This is a genomic window from Herbidospora galbida, assembly GCF_005233835.1.
Taxonomy (GTDB): Bacteria; Actinomycetota; Actinomycetes; order Streptosporangiales; family Streptosporangiaceae; genus Herbidospora; species Herbidospora galbida.
Window position 1 is genome coordinate 129,480 of the sequence record NZ_SZQA01000022.1, and the last position, 18,547, is coordinate 148,026.

17 protein-coding genes and 1 riboswitch are annotated in these 18,547 nt (G+C 68.9%); of the genes, 13 read left to right on the top strand and 4 right to left on the bottom strand.

Features of this window, described 5'->3' with window-relative positions:
* Positions 1 to 33: 33 nt before the first annotated feature.
* Positions 34 to 1,215 (top strand): cytochrome P450, encoded by a 1,182-nt coding sequence (locus FDA94_RS22595; protein ID WP_137249077.1) that lies wholly within the window; start codon positions 34 to 36, stop codon positions 1,213 to 1,215.
* Positions 1,216 to 1,324: 109 nt separating this feature from the next.
* On the opposite strand, the gene FDA94_RS22600 is transcribed toward FDA94_RS22595, so the two are convergent.
* From FDA94_RS22600 to FDA94_RS22610, 3 genes are read right to left on the bottom strand one after another with little or no spacing between them, the layout of a single operon-like run.
* Complete coding sequence (locus FDA94_RS22600) at positions 1,325 to 2,497, bottom strand: cation:proton antiporter (RefSeq protein WP_137249078.1); 1,173 nt, start codon at positions 2,495 to 2,497, stop codon at positions 1,325 to 1,327.
* Positions 2,498 to 2,505: 8 nt separating this feature from the next.
* Entirely contained in the window at positions 2,506 to 2,988 is a 483-nt protein-coding gene (locus FDA94_RS22605; protein WP_030452956.1) for a cation:proton antiporter regulatory subunit, read from the bottom strand.
* A gap of 5 nt (positions 2,989 to 2,993) precedes the next feature.
* Positions 2,994 to 3,929 (bottom strand): SAM-dependent methyltransferase, encoded by a 936-nt coding sequence (locus FDA94_RS22610; protein WP_137249079.1) that lies wholly within the window; start codon positions 3,927 to 3,929, stop codon positions 2,994 to 2,996.
* 119 nt (positions 3,930 to 4,048) lie between these two features.
* Here FDA94_RS22610 and FDA94_RS22615 point away from each other — a divergent pair, with 119 nt between their 5' ends.
* The 7 genes from FDA94_RS22615 to FDA94_RS22645 all read left to right on the top strand — a co-directional run bounded on the left by FDA94_RS22615 (position 4,049) and on the right by FDA94_RS22645 (position 11,486).
* The gene (locus tag FDA94_RS22615) at positions 4,049 to 4,939 is read left to right on the top strand and encodes a Rossmann-like and DUF2520 domain-containing protein (RefSeq protein ID WP_137249080.1); all 891 of its coding nucleotides are present in this window, start codon (positions 4,049 to 4,051) and stop codon (positions 4,937 to 4,939) included.
* Positions 4,930 to 5,760 (top strand): pantoate--beta-alanine ligase, encoded by an 831-nt coding sequence (gene panC / locus FDA94_RS22620; RefSeq protein WP_137249081.1) that lies wholly within the window; start codon positions 4,930 to 4,932, stop codon positions 5,758 to 5,760. The genes FDA94_RS22615 and panC overlap by 10 nt, the downstream gene beginning before the upstream one ends.
* Before the next feature lie 69 nt (positions 5,761 to 5,829).
* On the top strand, positions 5,830 to 6,249 hold the full coding sequence (gene panD / locus FDA94_RS22625) for an aspartate 1-decarboxylase (RefSeq protein WP_137249082.1): 420 nt from the start codon (positions 5,830 to 5,832) through the stop codon (positions 6,247 to 6,249).
* Between the two features lie 48 nt (positions 6,250 to 6,297).
* The gene (locus FDA94_RS22630; RefSeq protein ID WP_137249083.1) at positions 6,298 to 8,799 is read left to right on the top strand and encodes an L-aspartate oxidase; all 2,502 of its coding nucleotides are present in this window, start codon (positions 6,298 to 6,300) and stop codon (positions 8,797 to 8,799) included.
* A 7-nt stretch (positions 8,800 to 8,806) separates the two neighbouring features.
* Positions 8,807 to 9,589 (top strand): type III pantothenate kinase, encoded by a 783-nt coding sequence (locus FDA94_RS22635; RefSeq protein WP_062336940.1) that lies wholly within the window; start codon positions 8,807 to 8,809, stop codon positions 9,587 to 9,589.
* Positions 9,590 to 9,643: 54 nt separating this feature from the next.
* The gene (gene lysX, locus FDA94_RS22640) at positions 9,644 to 11,101 is read left to right on the top strand and encodes a bifunctional lysylphosphatidylglycerol synthetase/lysine--tRNA ligase LysX (RefSeq protein ID WP_246060095.1); all 1,458 of its coding nucleotides are present in this window, start codon (positions 9,644 to 9,646) and stop codon (positions 11,099 to 11,101) included.
* Positions 11,102 to 11,270: 169 nt separating this feature from the next.
* The gene (locus FDA94_RS22645; protein ID WP_030452964.1) at positions 11,271 to 11,486 is read left to right on the top strand and encodes a LuxR C-terminal-related transcriptional regulator; all 216 of its coding nucleotides are present in this window, start codon (positions 11,271 to 11,273) and stop codon (positions 11,484 to 11,486) included.
* On the opposite strand, the gene FDA94_RS22650 is transcribed toward FDA94_RS22645, so the two are convergent.
* On the bottom strand, positions 11,483 to 12,454 hold the full coding sequence (locus FDA94_RS22650) for a C40 family peptidase (RefSeq protein ID WP_246060093.1): 972 nt from the start codon (positions 12,452 to 12,454) through the stop codon (positions 11,483 to 11,485). The two genes, FDA94_RS22645 and FDA94_RS22650, sit on opposite strands and share 4 nt — an antisense overlap.
* 2 nt (positions 12,455 to 12,456) lie before the next feature.
* Positions 12,457 to 12,607, bottom strand: a riboswitch (cyclic di-AMP (ydaO/yuaA leader).
* A 178-nt stretch (positions 12,608 to 12,785) separates the two neighbouring features.
* Here FDA94_RS22650 and FDA94_RS22655 point away from each other — a divergent pair.
* The 5 genes from FDA94_RS22655 to FDA94_RS22675 all read left to right on the top strand — a co-directional run.
* Positions 12,786 to 13,295 (top strand): amino-acid N-acetyltransferase, encoded by a 510-nt coding sequence (locus FDA94_RS22655; RefSeq protein ID WP_030452966.1) that lies wholly within the window; start codon positions 12,786 to 12,788, stop codon positions 13,293 to 13,295.
* Between the two features lie 115 nt (positions 13,296 to 13,410).
* On the top strand, positions 13,411 to 14,622 hold the full coding sequence (locus tag FDA94_RS22660; RefSeq protein ID WP_170991075.1) for an RDD family protein: 1,212 nt from the start codon (positions 13,411 to 13,413) through the stop codon (positions 14,620 to 14,622).
* Between the two features lie 187 nt (positions 14,623 to 14,809).
* Positions 14,810 to 15,556 (top strand): RDD family protein, encoded by a 747-nt coding sequence (locus tag FDA94_RS41155; protein WP_281286611.1) that lies wholly within the window; start codon positions 14,810 to 14,812, stop codon positions 15,554 to 15,556.
* Positions 15,557 to 16,021: 465 nt separating this feature from the next.
* A complete protein-coding gene (locus tag FDA94_RS22670; protein ID WP_062336950.1) occupies positions 16,022 to 16,363 on the top strand; it encodes a histone-like nucleoid-structuring protein Lsr2 in 342 nt (113 codons plus the stop codon).
* Between the two features lie 404 nt (positions 16,364 to 16,767).
* A partial coding sequence (locus FDA94_RS22675; RefSeq protein ID WP_137249088.1) for an ATP-dependent Clp protease ATP-binding subunit occupies positions 16,768 to 18,547 on the top strand: 1,780 nt, incomplete at its 3' end.

Consider the following 18,547-nt stretch of genomic DNA (forward strand, 5'->3'; position numbering starts at 1 on the left):
TCATCGTGCCACGGCCCGTTTAGCATGTGAAATGTGCGGTTTGACCCTTGGAACCCGGATTTCGTGGCCCATCCTTACGACGTTTACGCTGATCTTCGCGCCGACGGGCCGGTTCACCACTTCGACAAGACCGACCAATATCTGATCCCGCGTTACGAGGACGTCAACGCCCTCCTGCGCGATCGGCGCCTCGGGCGGTCGTACCTCCATCTCGACGACCACTCCGTCTTCGGGCACGAGCCGGAGCCGGAGTTCCAGGAGCCGTTCTGGCGGGTGGTCCGGGCGGGGATGCTCGACGTCGAGCCGCCCATCCACACGCGGCTGCGGCGGCTGGTGTCCAAGGCGTTCACGCCGCGCATGGTCGAGGCGCTGCGGCCCCGGATCAAGACGATGGCCACCGACCTGGCCGACGCGCTGGCCGCCAAGGGCGGCGGCGACCTGATCGCCGAGGTCGCCGAGCCGCTGCCGGTGACGGTGATCGCCGAGATGCTGGGCGTGCCCGAGCAGGACCGGCCCTACCTGCGGCCGTGGTCGGCCGACATCTGCGGCATGTACGAGCTCAACCCGTCCCTCGAAGCCCAGCACACCGCCGCGCGGGCGGCCGAGGAGTTCGCCTCCTATCTGCGCGACCTGTCCCGGGTCAGGGCCGGGAACCCGGGCGACGACCTGATCAGCGCGCTCACCCAGGTCGGGCTCACGGAAGACGAGCTGATCGGCACCTGCGTGCTGCTGCTCAACGCCGGGCACGAGGCGACGGTCAACGTGACCGGCAACGGCTGGTGGTCGCTGTTCCGCAACCCCGCCGAGCTGGAGCGGCTGCGTGAAGACCGGTCGCTGCTGCCGACGGCGGTCGAGGAGATGATGCGCTGGGACACGCCGCTGCAGATGTTCGAGCGGTGGGTGCTGGAGGACATCGAGGTCGGCGGCACCCCGATCCCGCGCGGCAGCGAGGTGGCCCTGCTGTTCGGCTCGGCCAACCGCGACCCGTCGGTGTTCGCCGAACCCGACCGCTTCGACGCCGGGCGTACCGACAATCCGCACATCTCGTTCGGGGCGGGCATCCACTTCTGCCTGGGCGCGCCGCTGGCCCGCATCGAGCTCATCGAGTCGTTCGGCGCCCTTCTCGACAGGGGGATCGACCTGGTCGAGGAGCCGACCTGGAAGCCCGGCTACGTGATCCGCGGCCTCACCGAACTGCGGGTGTCCACAAGCTGATTCCGTTACGGCTCCGCCTACCCGGGCACCGCCCGCCGCACCTGGTTCGCGCCGTAGCCGGCGCCACGCTCCGGTTGTCCACAGGCTGTGGACAACCGGGCTCGTGCACTCAGTGTGTGGCGGGTTTGGCCTTGGTCAGCGCCGCCACCAGCGGGGCGGTCAACCGGGCCGCCAGCGGGCCGAAGGCCGCCAGGATCAGCACATAGGCCGCGGCGAGCGGCCCCAGGTCGGGATGGGCCCCGGCCGCCACGGCCAGCCCCGCGATGACGATGTTGAACTCGCCTCTGGGGATGAGCGCGATGCCGGCGCGGACCCGGCCGGCCCGGCCGATGCCCGCCCGCCGGGCCGCGAAGGCGCCGGTGGCGAGCTTGGTGACCATGCTGACGAAGGCCAGGATCGCAGCCAGCCACAGCACGGGAACGATCTTCGCCGGGTCGGTCTGGAGACCGAAGAAGACGAAGAAGACCGCCGCGAAGAGGTCTCTGATGGGCATCAGGAGCGCCCGCGCGTCGTGGGCCAGCTCGCCCGACAGGGCGATCCCGACCAGGAACGCGCCGACCGCCGCCGAGACCTGGAGCTGCTGGGCGAGGCCGGCGACCAGCATGGCCAGGCCGATGACCTTCAGCAGCAGCACCTCGGAGTTCGGGCTGGCGACGAACTTCTCGATCCAGTCGCCGAACTTCAGCGCCACGACCAGGACCACCGTCACGGTCGCCAGGGCGATCGCGACCGTGATCGCGCCGCTCAGCAGCGACACCCCGGCCAGCAGGGCGGTCAGGATCGGCAGGTAGAGCGCCATCGTCAGGTCTTCGAACACCAGCAGCGACAGCACGACCGGCGTCTCGCGGTTACCGATCCAGCCCAGGTCCGACAGGACCTTCGCGGTGATGCCCGACGACGTCGCGTAGGTGACGCCGGCCATCGCGACCGCCGCGACCGGGCCCCAGCCGAGCAGCAGCGCGGCGATGGCCCCGGGGGCCGCGTTCAGGACCAGGTCGACCAGGCCGCTGGGCGCGTTGCTCTTGAGGCTGGTCATGAGTTCGTCGGCGTTGTACTCCAGGCCCAGGGTGAGCAGCAGGAGGATCACGCCGAGTTCGGCGCCGGTGGCGATGAACTCCTCGCTGGTCGCGAGCGGCAGGATGCCGCCCGTGCCGAAGGCGAGGCCGGCGACGAGGTAGAGCGGGATCGGCGAGATGCCGACGCGGAGGGCCAGGGCCCCGAGGATGCCGAGCGCGAGGATGACCCCGCCGAGCTCAAGGAAAAGTATCGCGGTGTGGTGCACCCGGTGACCTACCCGTCAGCCAGGATGTCGGCGACCGCCGCGGTGTTCTCGGCGTCGCCGACCACCACGACCACGTCTCCGGCCCGGAACCCGAAATCGGGCGTCGGGCTGGCGTGCACCTGATCACCGCGCACCACGGCCACCACGGAGGCGCCGGTGCGGGTGCGGATGCGGGCGTCTCCGAGCGTGCGGCCCTCGTAGGGCGAGCTCGGGGTCACCGGGATCTGCACGCTGACCAGGCCTTCGACCTCGCGGTGGAGGGCGTTGAGACGCTGGACGATGCGGGGAGCGCCGAGGAGTTCGACGAGGGCGTCGGCCTCTTCGTCGGTGAGCTGGACGCTCTCACATGCCCGATCAGGATCGTCGCGGTCGTAGATGATCAGATCGCGTCTGCCGGAACGGTGGGACACGATGCCGATGCGACGGCCCGTGTGGGTCGTGAACTCGTGTTTGAGGCCGATTCCTGGCAATGCGGTCTGCTCGATCTCCACGCCCTTTACCGTACCTGCTCCAACCAGCCGAAACCTCCCAGCCCTCGGGGGTCTATGAGCTCCGCTTCGGCCGAGGCGCGGGCCAGCGCCCGCAGGTAGCCGCGCGGATCCTCCGAGGCCAGCGCCAGCGGCGGACGGGCGCCGGTCAGGCCCAGGTCGCGCAGGGCCTCGCGCTGGGTGGTGAGCCGGCCCTCTCCCCGGGCGCAGGCGTCGAGGGCGACGTGGGCGGTGATGTCACAGGTCCCGTCCGGTATGGGAGCCACCGCGTGGCCGTCTCGGTAGCCGGTCAGGGTGCCCAGATCGGGGCGGTCGGCCAGGGTGTGGGCGTAGTCGACGGCGACGCACACGCCACGCGAGAGGCGTACGAGAAGGGATTGCCACGCCTCGTCGCGCGGACGGCCGATCTCGGCGCGCAACCCGACGCGGGGGAGCGGCCACCAGGCGGCGAGCCAGGCGAGGTCGGCGGGCTCGGTGAGCAGGGGCCCCAGGCGCTCGGTTCCCGTCTCAGGGTCGACCAGGACGACCCTGGGGCCCTCGTGGGTCTGCTCGACCACGTCGAGCGGCACGTTGTCGAGCCACTCGTTGGCCACGACCAGACCGGTGATCTCCCCGGGGGCCTCCTCGGCCCACTCGATCTCCGCGGGGAGGCCGGGCGGCCGCGACGCCACCTCGACCGCCGTCACGCGGAGCCGGTCGCCGCCGAACGCCGCCAGCACCCCCGCCGCCAGGCGCCCGTCACCGGCCCCCATGTCGACGAAGTCGAGCCGCGCCGGACGCCCGAGCCGCGCGTCGACCCGGTCGAGCAGCCGGGCCACGGCCTCGGCGAAAATCGGGGAGGCATGGACGGACGTGCGGAAATGCGCCGAAGGGCGCTCCTTCAGGTAGAACCCGCCGTCTCCGTAGAGCGCCCGATGGGTCGCCTCCCGCCACGAAACCCACATCCGCACGACCCTACCCACGAAGCGGTGTCCGAATGTGGACACTCTTGATCGCCGCGACCCCCCGACCCTTACGGCTTCCAGTAACTCCCCGCCGTTACTCTGGCGGTCGGGAGGACGGCATGGACACAAGCGATCGCCCCGCGCGACTCAACGTGGGGGTGCTCGGGGCCGGACGGGTGGGTTCCGTTCTCGGTGCCGCTTTGGCCCAGGCGGGACACCGGGTGGTGGCCGCCAGCGGAGTATCCGACGCGTCCCAGCGACGCGCGAACGACCTGCTGGGCGTCGACCTGAGCAGGCCCGACGAGGTCATGCGCAAGGCCGAACTGATCCTGCTGACGGTGCCCGACGACGTGTTGCCCGGTCTGGTGTCCGGGCTCGCGGCCACCGGCGCCGACCTGCGGGGCAAGCTGCTGATGCACGCCAGCGGGGCCTACGGCCTGGGCGTGCTGCAGCCCGCGACCGACGTGGGCGCGCTGCCGCTGGCGCTCCACCCGGTGATGACCTTCACCGGTCGCGGCGACGACTTCGGCCGGCTGAACGGCTGCACCTTCGGGGTGACCGCGCCCGAGCAGCTGCGGCCGGTGGCCGAGGCGCTGGTGATCGAGATGGGCGGCGAGCCGGTCTGGATCAACGACCGCGACCGCCCGCTCTACCACGCGGCCGTCGCGGGGGCCGCCAACCACATGGTCACGCTGATCGCCGAGTCGCAGGACCTGCTGTCGCGCATCGGGGTCGAGCACCCCGGCCGGATGCTGGGTCCCCTGCTGGGGGCCGCGCTCGACAACGTGCTGCGGCTGGGGATCACCGGGCTGACCGGGCCGGTGGTCCGGGGAGACGCCGAGACGGTACGCAAACACGTCGACGCCCTGATCCTGGCGGCGCCCGAGGCGGCCGACGCGTACATCGCGCTGGCCCGGCTGACCGCCGACCGCGCCCTGGCCGCGGGTCTGTTGAAGCCTGAGGCGGCCGAACGGCTCCTCGACGCGCTGGGAGGCAACATATGGACCTGACGGTCGCCGGTAACCGCGCGGAGCTCGCGGGCGCGCGACGGCCCGGCTCCTACGCGCTGGTGCCCACGATGGGCGCCCTGCACGACGGCCACCGATCGCTGATCCGGCTGGCCCACGAGCAGGCCGACCACGTGATCGTCAGCATCTTCGTCAACCCGCTCCAGTTCGGGCCGGGCGAGGACTTCGGGCGCTATCCCCGTACGTTCGAGCACGACCTGGAGGTCTGCGGCGAAGAGGGCGTGAGCGTCGTGTTCGCGCCCGCCGTCGAGGACATGTACCTGCCCGACCGGCAGGTCTCGGTGTCGGCCGGGGCGATGGGGACGGTCGCCGAGGGCGCGTTCCGGCCGGGGCACTTCGACGGAGTGCTTACGGTGGTGCTGAAGCTGTTCAACCTGACCCGGCCCGACGTGGCCGTGTTCGGCCAGAAGGACGCGCAGCAGCTCGCCCTGATCCGCCGGATGGTCGCCGACCTCGACGTCCCCGTGACGATCGTGGCCGGTCAGACCGTCAGAGAGCCCGACGGCCTGGCCCTGTCGAGCCGCAACCGCTACCTGTCGCCCGACGACCGGGCCACGGCGCTCTACCTGTCGAAGGCCCTGCGCGCCGGCGCGGCCAGCCCCCACCGGGCCAAGGAGGCCGCGAAGGCGGTGCTCGAAGAGGCCGCCCGGCTCAAGCCCCCGCTGCTGCTCGACTACCTGACGCTGGCCGACCCCGCCACGTTCGACGAGGTCCCCGCGGGCCACCGGGGGGAGGCGATCCTCGCGGTGGCGGCCAAGGTCGGGACGACCCGCCTGATCGACAACGTTGTGCTGACTGTCTGAAGCGAGACGCGGACGGCCGGAGGCCGGCCGTGGCTCGCGTAGTGAATCTGCCTCGAGAACAGGACCGCGATGCTCAGGACCATGCTCACGGCCAAGATCCACCGGGCCACCGTGACCCAGGCCGACCTCCACTACGTGGGGTCGCTGACGGTCGACGAAGACCTGCTGGACGCGGCCGGCCTGCTGGCCGGTGAGCAGGTCCACGTCGTCGACGTCGACAACGGGGCGCGGCTTGTGACGTACACCATTCCGGGCCCCCGGGGCTCGGGGATCATCGGCATCAACGGCGCCGCCGCCCGCCTGGTCTCGCCGGGCGACCTGGTGATCATCATCGCGTACGGCCAGCTCACCGACGCCGAGGCGCGGGTGCACACGCCCCGGGTGGTGCACGTCGACCGAAACAACCGCATCGTCGATCTTGGCGCCGATTTGGCCGAGACGTTGCTTCCCGGCCTCGACAGAGGCGACGAAGTGGCCACCCGGGGATGAGCCCTTTCGTCGCGGGCGTTATCGTCATATTGACGAAAGGGGCTCGCGATGACCGACACCACCCTCCCCCGCAGACTGACCGCGCCGCCTCCCGGCTGGACGACGTCCGCCGACGTGGTCGTGGTCGGCTCCGGGATCGCGGGCCTGACCGTGGCGCTGCGCTACACCGAGCTCACCCCGGCCGGTCGCGTGCTCGTCGTCACCAAAGACGTCCTGTCGGCCGGATCGACCCAGTGGGCCCAGGGCGGCATCGCCGCCGTGCTGGCCCCCGGCGACACCCCTGACGAGCACCTGAGCGACACCCTGCTGGCCGGGGCCGGGCTCTGCGACGAGGAGGCGGTGCGGGTCCTGGTCACCGAGGGCCCCGACGCGCTCAAGCGCCTGATGGAGCACGGCGCCCGCTTCGACCGCGACGACCGCGGCGAGCTCCAGCTCACCCGCGAGGGCGGCCACCGCCGCAACCGGATCGTCCACGCGGGCGGCGACGCCACCGGCGCCGAGGTCCAGCGGGCCCTCATCGAGGCGGCCGCCCACGAGCCGCGCATCGAGATCATCGAACACGCGCTGGTCCTCGACCTGCTCACCGACGCCCAGGGCCGCGCCTGCGGGATCACCCTCCACGTGATGGGCGAGGGCGCCCGCGACGGCGTGGGCGCGGTCAGGGCGGGCGCGGTGGTCCTGGCGAGCGGCGGCATGGGCCAGGTGTACGCCTCCACGACCAACCCCCTGGTCTCCACCGGCGACGGGGTGGCGCTGGCGCTGCGCGCGGGGGCGGTCGTCCGCGACCTGGAGTTCGTCCAGTTCCACCCGACGGTCCTGTGGCTCGGCCACGAGTCGACCGGGCAACAGCCGCTGGTCAGCGAGGCGGTCAGGGGCGAGGGCGCGGTACTGATCGATTCCACCGGCGAGCGGTTCATGGCCGGCGTCCACGAGCTGGCCGATCTGGCCCCCCGCGACGTCGTGGCCAAGGCGATCATGCGGCGGATGGCCGAGACCGGCGACGACCACGTCTACCTCGACGCGCGGAGCTTCGGCGAGGAGAAGTGGCAGGCCCGGTTCCCCACGATCCTCGCGGTCTGCCGGGAGCACGGCATCGACCCGGTGACCGAGCCGATCCCGGTCGCCCCTGCGGCCCACTACGCCAGCGGCGGCGTCCGGACCGACCTGTTCGGGCGGACCAGCGTCCCGGGCCTCTACGCGTGCGGTGAGACGGCCTGCACGGGGGTCCACGGGGCGAACCGGCTGGCGTCTAACTCCCTGCTCGAAGGGCTCGTGTACGCCGAACGCATCGCCTCCGATCTGATCACGCCCCGCGCGGTGCCGGGGGCCGATGTCTCCGACGTACAAAGCGGACTCATCGACCCGCGCACGCGGGGCCGGGTCCAGGCGTTCATGAGCCGGGGCGCCGGGGTACTGCGCAGCGTGGAGAGCCTTTCCGGAGTCGCCAAGGCACTGCGCGACGCGCAGTGGACCCCGATCGCCGTCGAGCCCTGTCTCGAGGCGTGGGAGGCGACCAACCTGCACACCGTGGCCACCGCTCTGACGCGGGCCGCCTCGGCCCGGCAGGAGACGCGGGGCTCCCACTGGCGGGAGGACTTCCCCGACCGCCGTGACGACACGTGGCTCGGCCACCTCGACATCACGCTCACCGAGAAGGGCGAACTGGTCATGGAGCACGTACCGCACGTCAGCGCCGACGCCGACCTGCTGGCCGCCGGGCTCGACCCGGCCGAGATCCACACCCTGATCGAGACCGCGTTCCGCGAGGACCTGTCGACCGGCGAGGACGTCACCTCGGCCGCCACGATCCCGGCCGGGCAGAAGGCCGTCGGCGACATCGTGGCCCGCCGCTCCGGCGTGGTCGCCGGCCTGCCGGTCGCCGCCGCCGCGTTCCGGTACGCCGGCCTGGAGGTCGAACTCCGCGTCAAGGACGGCGACCAGGTCTCCTACGGCGACGTGCTGATGACCGTCAAGGGCGAGACCCGCGAGCTCCTCACGGTCGAGCGCACCGCGCTGAACCTGCTCACCCACCTGTCGGGCATCGCCACCGCGACCGCCCAGTGGGTCAGGGCGATCGACGGCACCGGCGCCCGGGTCAGAGACACCCGCAAGACCCACCCGGGCCTGCGCTCCCTGGAGAAGTACGCCGTCCGCTGCGGCGGCGGCGTCAACCACCGCATCGGCCTCTACGACGCCGCCCTGATCAAGGACAACCACGTGGTGGCCGCCGGCGGCGTCACCGAGGCGTTCCGTGCGGTGCGCAAGGCCTACCCCGACATCCTCATCGAGGTCGAGGTCGACCGCATCGACCAGATCGAGCCGGTGCTGGCCGAGGGCGCCGAGGAGATCCTGCTCGACAACTTCACCGTGCCGCAGCTCAAGGAGGCCGTGGAGCTGGTCGCCGGCCGGGCCCGGCTGGAGTCGAGCGGCGGCCTGACCCTCGACACGGCGCGGGCGGTCGCCGAGACCGGGGTCGACTTTCTCGCCGTCGGAGCGCTGACCCATTCGTCCCCAGCGCTCGATATTGCACTAGATCTTCGTGGTGCATAATCGGGGCATGCTCCTCACCATCGATGTCAGCAACACCCATACGGTGCTTGGCCTGTTCGAGGGTGAAGAGGTCATCGAGCACTGGCGCATCGCCACCGACGCCCGGCGGACGGCCGACGAGCTCGCGGTGATCCTCCAGGGGTTGCTGGCCCAGTCGGCCATCCTCAAGAACACCGACATCTCGGGCATCTCCATCTGCTCGACCGTGCCCTCGGTCCTCAACGAGATGCGCGAGATGTCCCGCCGCTACTACGGCGACGTGACCTCGGTGGTCGTGGAGCCCGGCGTCCGCACGGGGGTGCCCGTGCGGATGGACAACCCGAAAGAGGTCGGCAGCGACCGCATCGTCAACGCGCTGGCCGCCATCAGCCTGTTCGGCGGCCCCTGCGTGGTCGTCGACTTCGGCACCGCGACCTCGTTCGACGCCGTCTCGGCGCGGGGTGAGTACGTCGGCGCGGTGACCGCCCCCGGGCTGGAGATCAGCGTCGACGCGCTGGCCGAGGCGGGCGCCCAGCTCCACAAGGTCGAGCTCATCCGGCCCCGCTCAGTGATCGCCAAGAACACCGTCGAGGCCCTCCAGTCGGGCATCATCTACGGCTTCGCCGGCCTGGTCGACGGCATCGTCGACCGCATGACCGCCGAGCTCGCGGCCGACCCCGACGAGGTGACCGTCGTCGCGACCGGCCCCGGGGCGCCCCTGGTGGTCAGCGAGGCGCGGACGATCGACGTACACGAACCCTGGCTCACCCTCATCGGCCTGCGGCTGGTCTACGCCCGAAACACCGCCTAAACGCCGCTAATCTGTAGTGCCGTGAGCGAAGAGCTGAGCGAGCTTCCGGAGCAGATGCGCGTCCGCCGCGAAAAGCTGGACCGTCTGATCTCCGAAGGCGTGGACCCCTATCCGGTGAACTACCCGCGGACCGCGACCAACGCGGAGGTCCGCGAGAAACACACCGGCCTTGAGGCGGGCGCCGCGACCGGCGACACCGTCGGCGTGGCCGGCCGGGTGATGCTCTCCCGGATCGGCGGCAAGCTCTGCTTCGCGACCATCCGCGACGGCTCCGGCGACCTCCAGATCATGCTGTCGCTCGACCGGCTCGGCGAAGAGGCGCTGGCGGCCTGGAAGCGCGACGTCGACCTGGGCGACCACGTCGGCATCACCGGCGAGGTCATCACCTCCAAGCGCGGCGAGCTGTCGATCATGGCCGACTCGTGGGCGATCACCGCCAAGTGCCTGCGCCCGCTGCCCGAGAAGCACGCCGGGCTCAGCGACCCCGAGGCCCGCGTCCGGCTGCGCTACGTCGACCTCATCGTCAATGACGAGGCCCGCAAGATGGCCCACATCCGCAGCGCCACCGTGCGCGCGGTCCGCGACTTCTGGCACGAAGAGGGCTACCTCGAGGTCGAGACGCCGATGCTCCAGCCGATCCACGGCGGCGCGGCGGCCCGGCCGTTCAAGACCCACATCAACGCCTACGACATGGAGCTCTACCTTCGCATCGCGATCGAGCTCTACCTCAAGCGGCTGGTCGTCGGCGGCATCGAGAAGGTCTTCGAGATCAACCGCAACTTCCGCAACGAGGGCGCCGACTCGACCCACAACCCCGAGTTCACGATGCTCGAGGCCTACGGCACCTACCTCGACTACAACGACATGGCCGACCTGACCCAGCGCATGTACCAGAAGGCCGTCCTGGCCGCGCTCGGCACCAGCGTCGTCCGCCACGGCGACCAGGAGATCGACCTGGGCCTGGCCGAGTGGCCGCGGATCACCCTCTACGGCTCGGTCTCCCAGGCCCTCGGAGAAGAGATCACCACCGAGACGCCGCTGGAGGCCCTGCGGAAGCTGGCCGACCAGCGCGAGATCCACTGGGACCCGAAATGGGGCCAGGGCAAGCTCGTGCAGGAGGTCTTCGAGGCGCTCGTCGAGCACACCCTCATCCAGCCCACGTTCGTGATGGACTATCCGCTCGAGACCTCTCCGCTGACCCGTCAGCACCGAGAGAATCCGCTGCTGACCGAGAAGTGGGATCTGATCGGCTTCGGCACCGAACTCGGCACCGCCTATTCGGAACTGGTCGACCCGATCGAGCAGCGCCGCCGCCTCACCGAGCAGTCGATCCTGGCGGCCGGCGGCGACGCCGAGGCGATGCAGCTCGACGAGGACTTCCTGCAGGCCCTGGAGTACGCGATGCCCCCCACAGGCGGTATGGGAGCGGGCATCGATCGCATGATCATGGCCTTCACCGGAAAAAACATTCGCGAAACAATTCTCTTCCCGCTGGTGCGCCCGAGCCATTGAGTTCTCGTTGAGCAGCAGGTGAGGCCCCCACAGAACGTGGGGGCCTTATGTTACTAGGCGTTCACATACGGCTGAGCAAGTCAATACCGCTGCTTGACGTCCTTTCTCCCCGACGTTTACCTTCCCTGAGGGGTGGCGAGAATCATTCGTCGTGGGAGAGGGGCTCACGATGTCAGTTTCCGAGACCGAGCGCGTCGGCCTGACCGACGACGAGTTGCTGCTGCTGGCCGAACTGGCCAAGGGCGTGACCGTCGACCGTGTCGGGCGGAGCCTTGACGTCAGCGGGCGGACGGTGCGTCGTCGGCTGCGCGGCATCTGTGACCGGATCGGCGTCGCCACGGCCATCGAGGCCGTCGCATGGGCGGCCCGACGGCGTTTGATTTAGTCGGCGATCCGCACGGCACCCGCGAACGGCCTGTTCCCGAGCGGCGCGACCCGCACGACGTCACCCGTGCGGGGAGCGTGGATCATGTAACCCCCTCCGATGTAGAGGCCCACATGGTGCAGGTCGTTGTAGAAGAACACCAGGTCGCCCGGGCGCATGTCCTCGCGTGAGACGTGCGTTCCCGCCGTCCACTGGCTGCCGGTGTAGTGGGGGATGCTGATGCCGACCGTGGCGTAGGCCGCCATGATGAGGCCGGAGCAGTCGTAGGAGTTGGGGCCTTCTGCGCCCCACACGTAGGGCTTGAGCTGCTGGGTGAGCGCCCACCTGACCGCCTGCGCGGCCTTGCCGTCGCCGACGACCGGCAGGCTGAGCCGCTTCGCCACCGACACCTGGCCGGCGACCTGGGCGTACAGCCGGCTCTCCGTCTTCTTGATCAGGCCGCGGATCGAGGTCTCGCGCTTGTCGAGGCTCTTGATGAGCTTGCTCACCTCGTCCTGGCGGGCCTTGGCGCTGACGCGCGCCCGCTGCGCGGCCTGGCGCGCCTTGGAGAGCTGGACGACCTCCTCGCCGCTCTGCAACTGGAGGGCGTAGGTGGTGGAGGCGACGTCCATGTAGGCGTCGGGGTTGGGGGCGTTCATCAACGCGATCCCGCTGGCGCCACCGGTCATGTAGGCGTTGGTGGCGAACACCATCGCGCGCTTGCGACGGGCCTCCAGGTCGGCCTCGCTCGTGTCGAGCGTCTTCTTGGCCGCCGCGGCCGAGCGCTTGGCCTCGTCGAGCCTGATCCGTTCACCGTTGTACTGCTCGGTGAGCGACTCGATCTCCTCGTGCAGCTTCTCGACCTCGGCGGTGAGCTCTTTCAGCGTGGGCTCGGGGTCGGCGGTGGCGGAGACCACCGGGGCGCAGATGGTGATGAGGGCCAGCGCCGAGCCCACGAACACGACCCTGCGGACGGTTCGACGAAACAACCATGCTCCTTCCAGAGGGCCTGCCGGGTTAGCTGACGGGTTCGGACGGAAGCAGCCCTACCTTGCGGATTCACCCCATCGGGCCGCTCGAAGGCGGCCCGGGTGGGTCCCCGGCTCCTCCGCCACAGACGGAGGACTCGGCCGCCTGGACATTAGTGCACGTCATGTTCGTGCTCAACCGGAACTGCGATTTCTGTCTAGGTTCGACAACCGAACAATCACGGACAGATCACGCAAGAGCCCACTGTAACGCAGGTGACCACGGGGGTTTCGGTCGCCACGTGTGACCGGAGGCTTCGTCGATTTGTGCTGGGCCGTTAAGGTCCTTGCCATGGTCAAGGTCCGCCGGGCGCGTACCCCCGATGTTCGGGCGATCCGCCGGTTCGTCGACTCCTACTCCGGGTCGGGTCCCCGGTTGCTGAAGAAGAGCACCGTCACCCTCTATGAGGACGTCCAGGAATTCTGGGTGGCCGAGCTCGACGGCGCGGTCGTGGGCTGCGGCGCGCTCCACGTGCTGTGGGAGGACCTGGCGGAGATCCGCACTGTCGCGGTCGACCCGGCCTGCCGCGGAATGGGCATCGGCCACGAGATCGTCGGGGCCCTCATCGCGACCGCGCGCGAACTCGGCGTCCGCCGCGTCTTCTGCCTCACCTTCGAGGTCCCGTTCTTCGAACGCCACGGCTTCCGCGAGATCAACGGCACCCCGGTCTCCCCCGAGGTGTACGCCGAACTGCTCGCCTCCTACGACGAAGGTGTGGCGGAATTCCTCGATCTTGAACATGTGAAGCCCAACACTTTGGGCAATACACGCATGATCCTGCACTTGGAACCGCGCGCTTGACTGTGGTCATAACGGGCCGGGAAGGTGACTGTAGATCCGGCTATCGATACTTTTGGCTATGTCAAGCGTGCGTGTCTCACGTGTACCGCATGCGTACTCGAAGTGAGGTGACACGGTGAGCGCTCAGCCGCCATACCGCCCGGACGACCGTGAAGGGCAGCAAGGCCAGGACAAGCCCGCGCAGGACTACGACCCGGATATGACGATCGTGAGCCGTAACCCCACTGGGGGGACGGGCCAGCAGCCCGTCTACGGCCAGCAGCAGCAGAGCTACGACCCCTACGCCCAGCAGCAGGGCCAGCAGGGGCAGCAGGGATACGGCCAGCAGCAGGGCTATGGGCAGCAGCCCGGCTACGGCCAGCAGCAGCCCGGCTATGGGCAGCAGCCCCAGCAGGGCTACGGCCAGCAGCACCCCCAGCAGGGCTACCCCCAGCAGGGCTACGGCCAGCAGCAGGGCTACGGTCAGCAGCCCGAATACGGCCAGCAGCAGCCCGGCTATGGGCAGCAGCCCCAGCAGGGCTACGGCCAGCAGCAGGGCTACGGTCAGCAGCCGCAGCAGGGTTATGGGCAGCAGCCCGGTTACGGCCAGCAGCAGGGCTATGGCCAGCAGCAGGGCTACGGCCAGCAGCCCGGCTACGGACAGCAGCAGCCGCAGCAGGGATACGGCCAGCAGCAGGCCCCCTCCTACCAGCAGCAGCCCGGCTACCCCGGCCAGCCCCAGGGCACCTATGGCCAGCAGCAGTACTCCGCCCCCGCCTACAACCCCGGCTACCCGGCCCACGCCCTTCCCCCGGGCGTGCCGGCCCCGCTCGCCGACTGGTGGCAGCGGCTCGTGGCCCGCATCGTCGACGGCCTGATCATCGGCGTCGTGTTCTTCGTGCTGTCGTTCGCCATCACGGCCCTGGTGGTCACGCAGCCGTCGTTCAACCCGGACGATCTGACGTCACTCGAGGCCGGCGGGGTCACCCTCGCGAACATCCTCATCACGCTCGTGAGCGCCACGGCCTGGTTCGCGTACGAGTTCTTCATGCTGAAGTCGCGCGGCCAGACCCTCGGAAAGATCGTGATGGGAATCCGCGTCATTCCGGTGGGCGGCGACCTCTCGGCGCCCGGACTTTCCGTCGAGACCGCGGGCAAGCGCTCGGCGGTCATGTACGGCCCGCAGTTCATCCGGGCGTTGGCGATTGTTCCCGTGGTGGGCCCGATCATCAACCTTCTCGCCGGCCTGTTCTCGCTCCTGAACGTTCTGTGGCTGCTCTGGGACAAGCCCCTGCAGCAGGCGCTGCACGACAAGGTGGCGAATACGATCGTCGTCAAGGTCAAGTAGTGACATAGAGCACCCGACTAACGGTGCCCGGGGTCGATGGATCGCGCCATCGACCCCGTTTCATGTACACAGCGTGTTCGGTCCGTTCTATCCGAAATAAGTTCCTAAAGCGGTAAGCGGTTGGTGCTAGCGTGCCTTGGGACCATGAACACTCATGTCCCCACTTAGAAGTGACGAGAGGTAACCAATGCACCCGGAACCGCCCCCCGGTCAGAACCCATATGGTTCCGTCCCGCCGCCGCAGCAAGGCGGTTACCCCCCGCCCCAGGGTTACCCGCCGCAGGGCGGTTACCCGCCTCCGCAGCAGGGTGGCGGATACCCCCCTCAGGGCGGTTACCCGCCCCAGGGCGGATATGGTGCGCCCCAGGGTTATGGCGCCGCCCCCGCTTATGGCACACCGAAGGGCGCTCCTCTTCCTCCCGGAGTTCCGGCTCCTCTCGCCGAGTGGTGGCAGCGTTTGGTCGCCCGCCTCATCGACGGCGTAATCCTGGGCGTCGTCGTCTACCTGCTTATCGGCAACCTGATCTCCGGCGCGTTCACCACGACGACGTCCACTGATCTCGGCGGCGGCATTACGCTCGACCTCCCGACGGTCTCGTTCGCCGGCCTTCTGATCCAGGCCGTCGTCACCTTCCTGCTGTACGGCGCGTACGAGTTCTTCCAGATCTCGCGCGACGGTCAGACAATCGGCAAGAAGGTTATGAAGATCCGGATCGTTAAGCTCGGGCACCCCGCCCAGGGCGGCGTCGACGCCGAAAGCGCCATCAAGCGCATCGGTGTCCTGTGGGGCCCGCAGCTGCTGTCGTTCAACCTGATCCTGAACTTCATCGGCGGCGTGTTCAGCCTGCTCAACGTGCTGTGGCCGCTGTGGGACAAGCCCCTGCAGCAGGCGATTCACGACAAGGTCGCCGGAACTGTGGTGGTCAAGCTCTGAGGCTTGCGGAAGCGTTCCAAACAGAGGGGCGGTCGCTCGGCGACCGCCCCTCTCGCTTTTCATCGGTACGATTCATATGCATCGGGTAAGCGGCCTGACCACCCCGCGCGACCCACCGGTCACGGACTCCGCTATCGTCAGGGACGTCTCCGTGGACCATCTGACACGAAAGCCCCGATTTCATAGGGGTTCCCGGCGTTTTCCCAGGGAAGGAGTGAGGTCGAATGTCAGAGGTATTGTCCGCCCTCATACCACCTCTCGTAGTCGGTGCCGCCGTCGTCTACGGCGTCGTAAAGTTGCTGCGTTCTGATGCGGCGGGGCTCCGGGGAAGGCACGAACCGGACGAGAAGTCTTCCGACAACGCCTGAACCTGAACGCCTCCTGGGAATCGTGAATTGTCAGCGGCGGAAACCGGGTATATGTTTGGCTGACGAATCAAACTTTGCTCTGCGAAAGGATTGCCGGATGGCCAAGCACACGCAGGTGATTCTCATCGACGATCTCGATGGCGGCGAGGCCAATGAGACTGTCACCTTCGCGCTTGACGGCACGTCATATGAGATTGACCTCAGCGACTCGAACGCCAAGAAGCTCCGCGAAGCGGTCCTGCCTTTCGTCAACGGTGCCCGTCGTGCGGAATCGGCTCCTTCACGTGGACGTCGTCGTGGCGGCGGTAGCTCGCAGCGCGCGATGACTCGCGAGAAGAGCGCGGAGATCCGCGCCTGGGCGAAGGCGAACAACCACCCCGTGAGCGAGCGCGGTCGCATTGCCGCCTCGATCGTGGAGGCCTACGAAGCGGCTCACTAAGTGCCGGACGCGGGCGGCCGAAGGCCGGCCGTGGCTCGCGCGGTGTGAACCCGCCTCAAATATCACGAGACGCGGACGGCCCCGGGCCGGCCGTGCCTTGTGCGTGAATCTGCCTCAAAGAAGCGATCGTGCGGTTATACCGGTCGCCGGGCGTCCTGAAGTCGAGGGGATGTCGCGGCCATCGGGATGATCGCACGATCGTGTTTTGTGCCCACATAAACGTCGTTCGCTTGCGGCGTATCGGGAACACCGCACCCTCCGGCAGTAGTTGGATGGAGGGTGAACGCCCTGCGCCCGGGGAACGCCTACTCCAATAGACTTGACTGTTCTCCGTGCCGGGGCTGGCATGCGGAACGACGGAGCCGGAACTCCCGGTCCGCCCGACCGCTCGTGAGGAGCGACGAATGTTCGAGAGGTTCACCGACCGTGCGCGGCGGGTGGTCGTCCTGGCCCAAGAAGAGGCCCGGATGCTCAACCACAACTACATCGGTACGGAGCACATTCTTCTTGGTCTGATCCATGAGGGTGAAGGTGTGGCGGCCAAGGCTCTCGAGAGCCTGGGGATCAGCCTTGAGGGGGTGCGCCAGCAGGTCGAGGAGATCATCGGCCAGGGCCAGTCTGCCCCGTCCGGGCACATTCCCTTCACGCCGCGCGCCAAGAAGGTCCTTGAGCTGTCGTTGCGTGAGGCGTTGCAGCTCGGTCACAACTACATCGGGACTGAGCACATCCTCCTGGGCCTGATCCGTGAGGGCGAGGGTGTCGCCGCTCAGGTTCTGGTGAAGCTGGGCGCCGACCTCAACCGGGTCCGCCAGCAGGTGATCCAGTTGCTGCACGGCTACCAGGGCAAGGAGCCGGCGGCGGCGGGCGGCCCTCAGGAGGCGGCTCCGTCCACGTCACTTGTTCTCGACCAGTTCGGCCGCAACCTCACGCAGGCCGCTCGCGAGGGCAAGCTCGACCCGGTGATCGGGCGCGAGAAGGAGATCGAGCGGGTCATGCAGGTGCTGTCCCGCCGCACCAAGAACAACCCCGTCCTGGTGGGTGAGCCCGGCGTCGGCAAGACGGCCGTGGTCGAGGGCCTGTCCCAGAAGATCGTCAAGGGCGAGGTGCCCGAGACGCTGAAGGACAAGCAGCTCTACACCCTCGACCTGGGCGCGCTGGTGGCGGGTTCGCGCTACCGCGGTGACTTCGAAGAGCGCCTGAAGAAGGTGCTCAAGGAGATCCGCACTCGCGGCGACATCATCCTGTTCATCGACGAGCTCCACACCCTGGTGGGTGCGGGCGCGGCCGAGGGCGCCATCGACGCCGCCAGCATCCTCAAGCCGATGCTGGCCCGTGGTGAGCTGCAGACCATCGGCGCGACGACGCTCGACGAGTACCGCAAGCACCTGGAGAAGGACGCCGCTCTGGAGCGTCGTTTCCAGCCGATCCAGGTCGCCGAGCCCAGCCTCAGCCACACGATCGAGATCCTCAAGGGTCTGCGCGACCGCTACGAGGCCCACCACCGCGTCTCGATCACCGACGGCGCGCTCGTCGCGGCGGCCACGCTGGCCGACCGGTACATCTCCGACCGGTTCCTGCCCGACAAGGCGATCGACCTGATCGACGAGGCCGGCTCGCGCATGCGCATCCGCCGCATGACCGCGCCCCCGGACCTCCGGGAGTACGACGAGAAGATCGCCGTCGTCCGTCGCGACAAGGAATCGGCGATCGACGCGCAGGACTTCGAGAAGGCCGCCGCCCTCCGCGACTCCGAGAAGCAGCTCATGCTCAAGCGCGAGCGCCGCGAGAAGGAGTGGAAGGCCGGCGACATGGACGTCGTGGCCGAGGTCACCGAGGAGCTCATCGCCGAGGTCCTCGCCACCGCCACGGGCATCCCGGTCTTCAAGCTGACCGAGGAGGAGTCCCAGCGCCTGCTGCGCATGGAAGACGAGCTGCACAAGCGCATCATCGGCCAGGACGACGCCATCAAGGGCCTGTCGCGGGCGATCCGGCGTACGCGCGCCGGTCTGAAGGACCCGCGCCGTCCCGGTGGCTCGTTCATCTTCGCCGGTCCCTCGGGTGTCGGTAAGACCGAGCTGTCCAAGGCGCTGGCGGAGTTCCTGTTCGGGGACGAAGACGCGCTGATCATGCTGGACATGTCGGAGTTCATGGAGAAGCACACCGTCTCCCGGCTCTTCGGCTCGC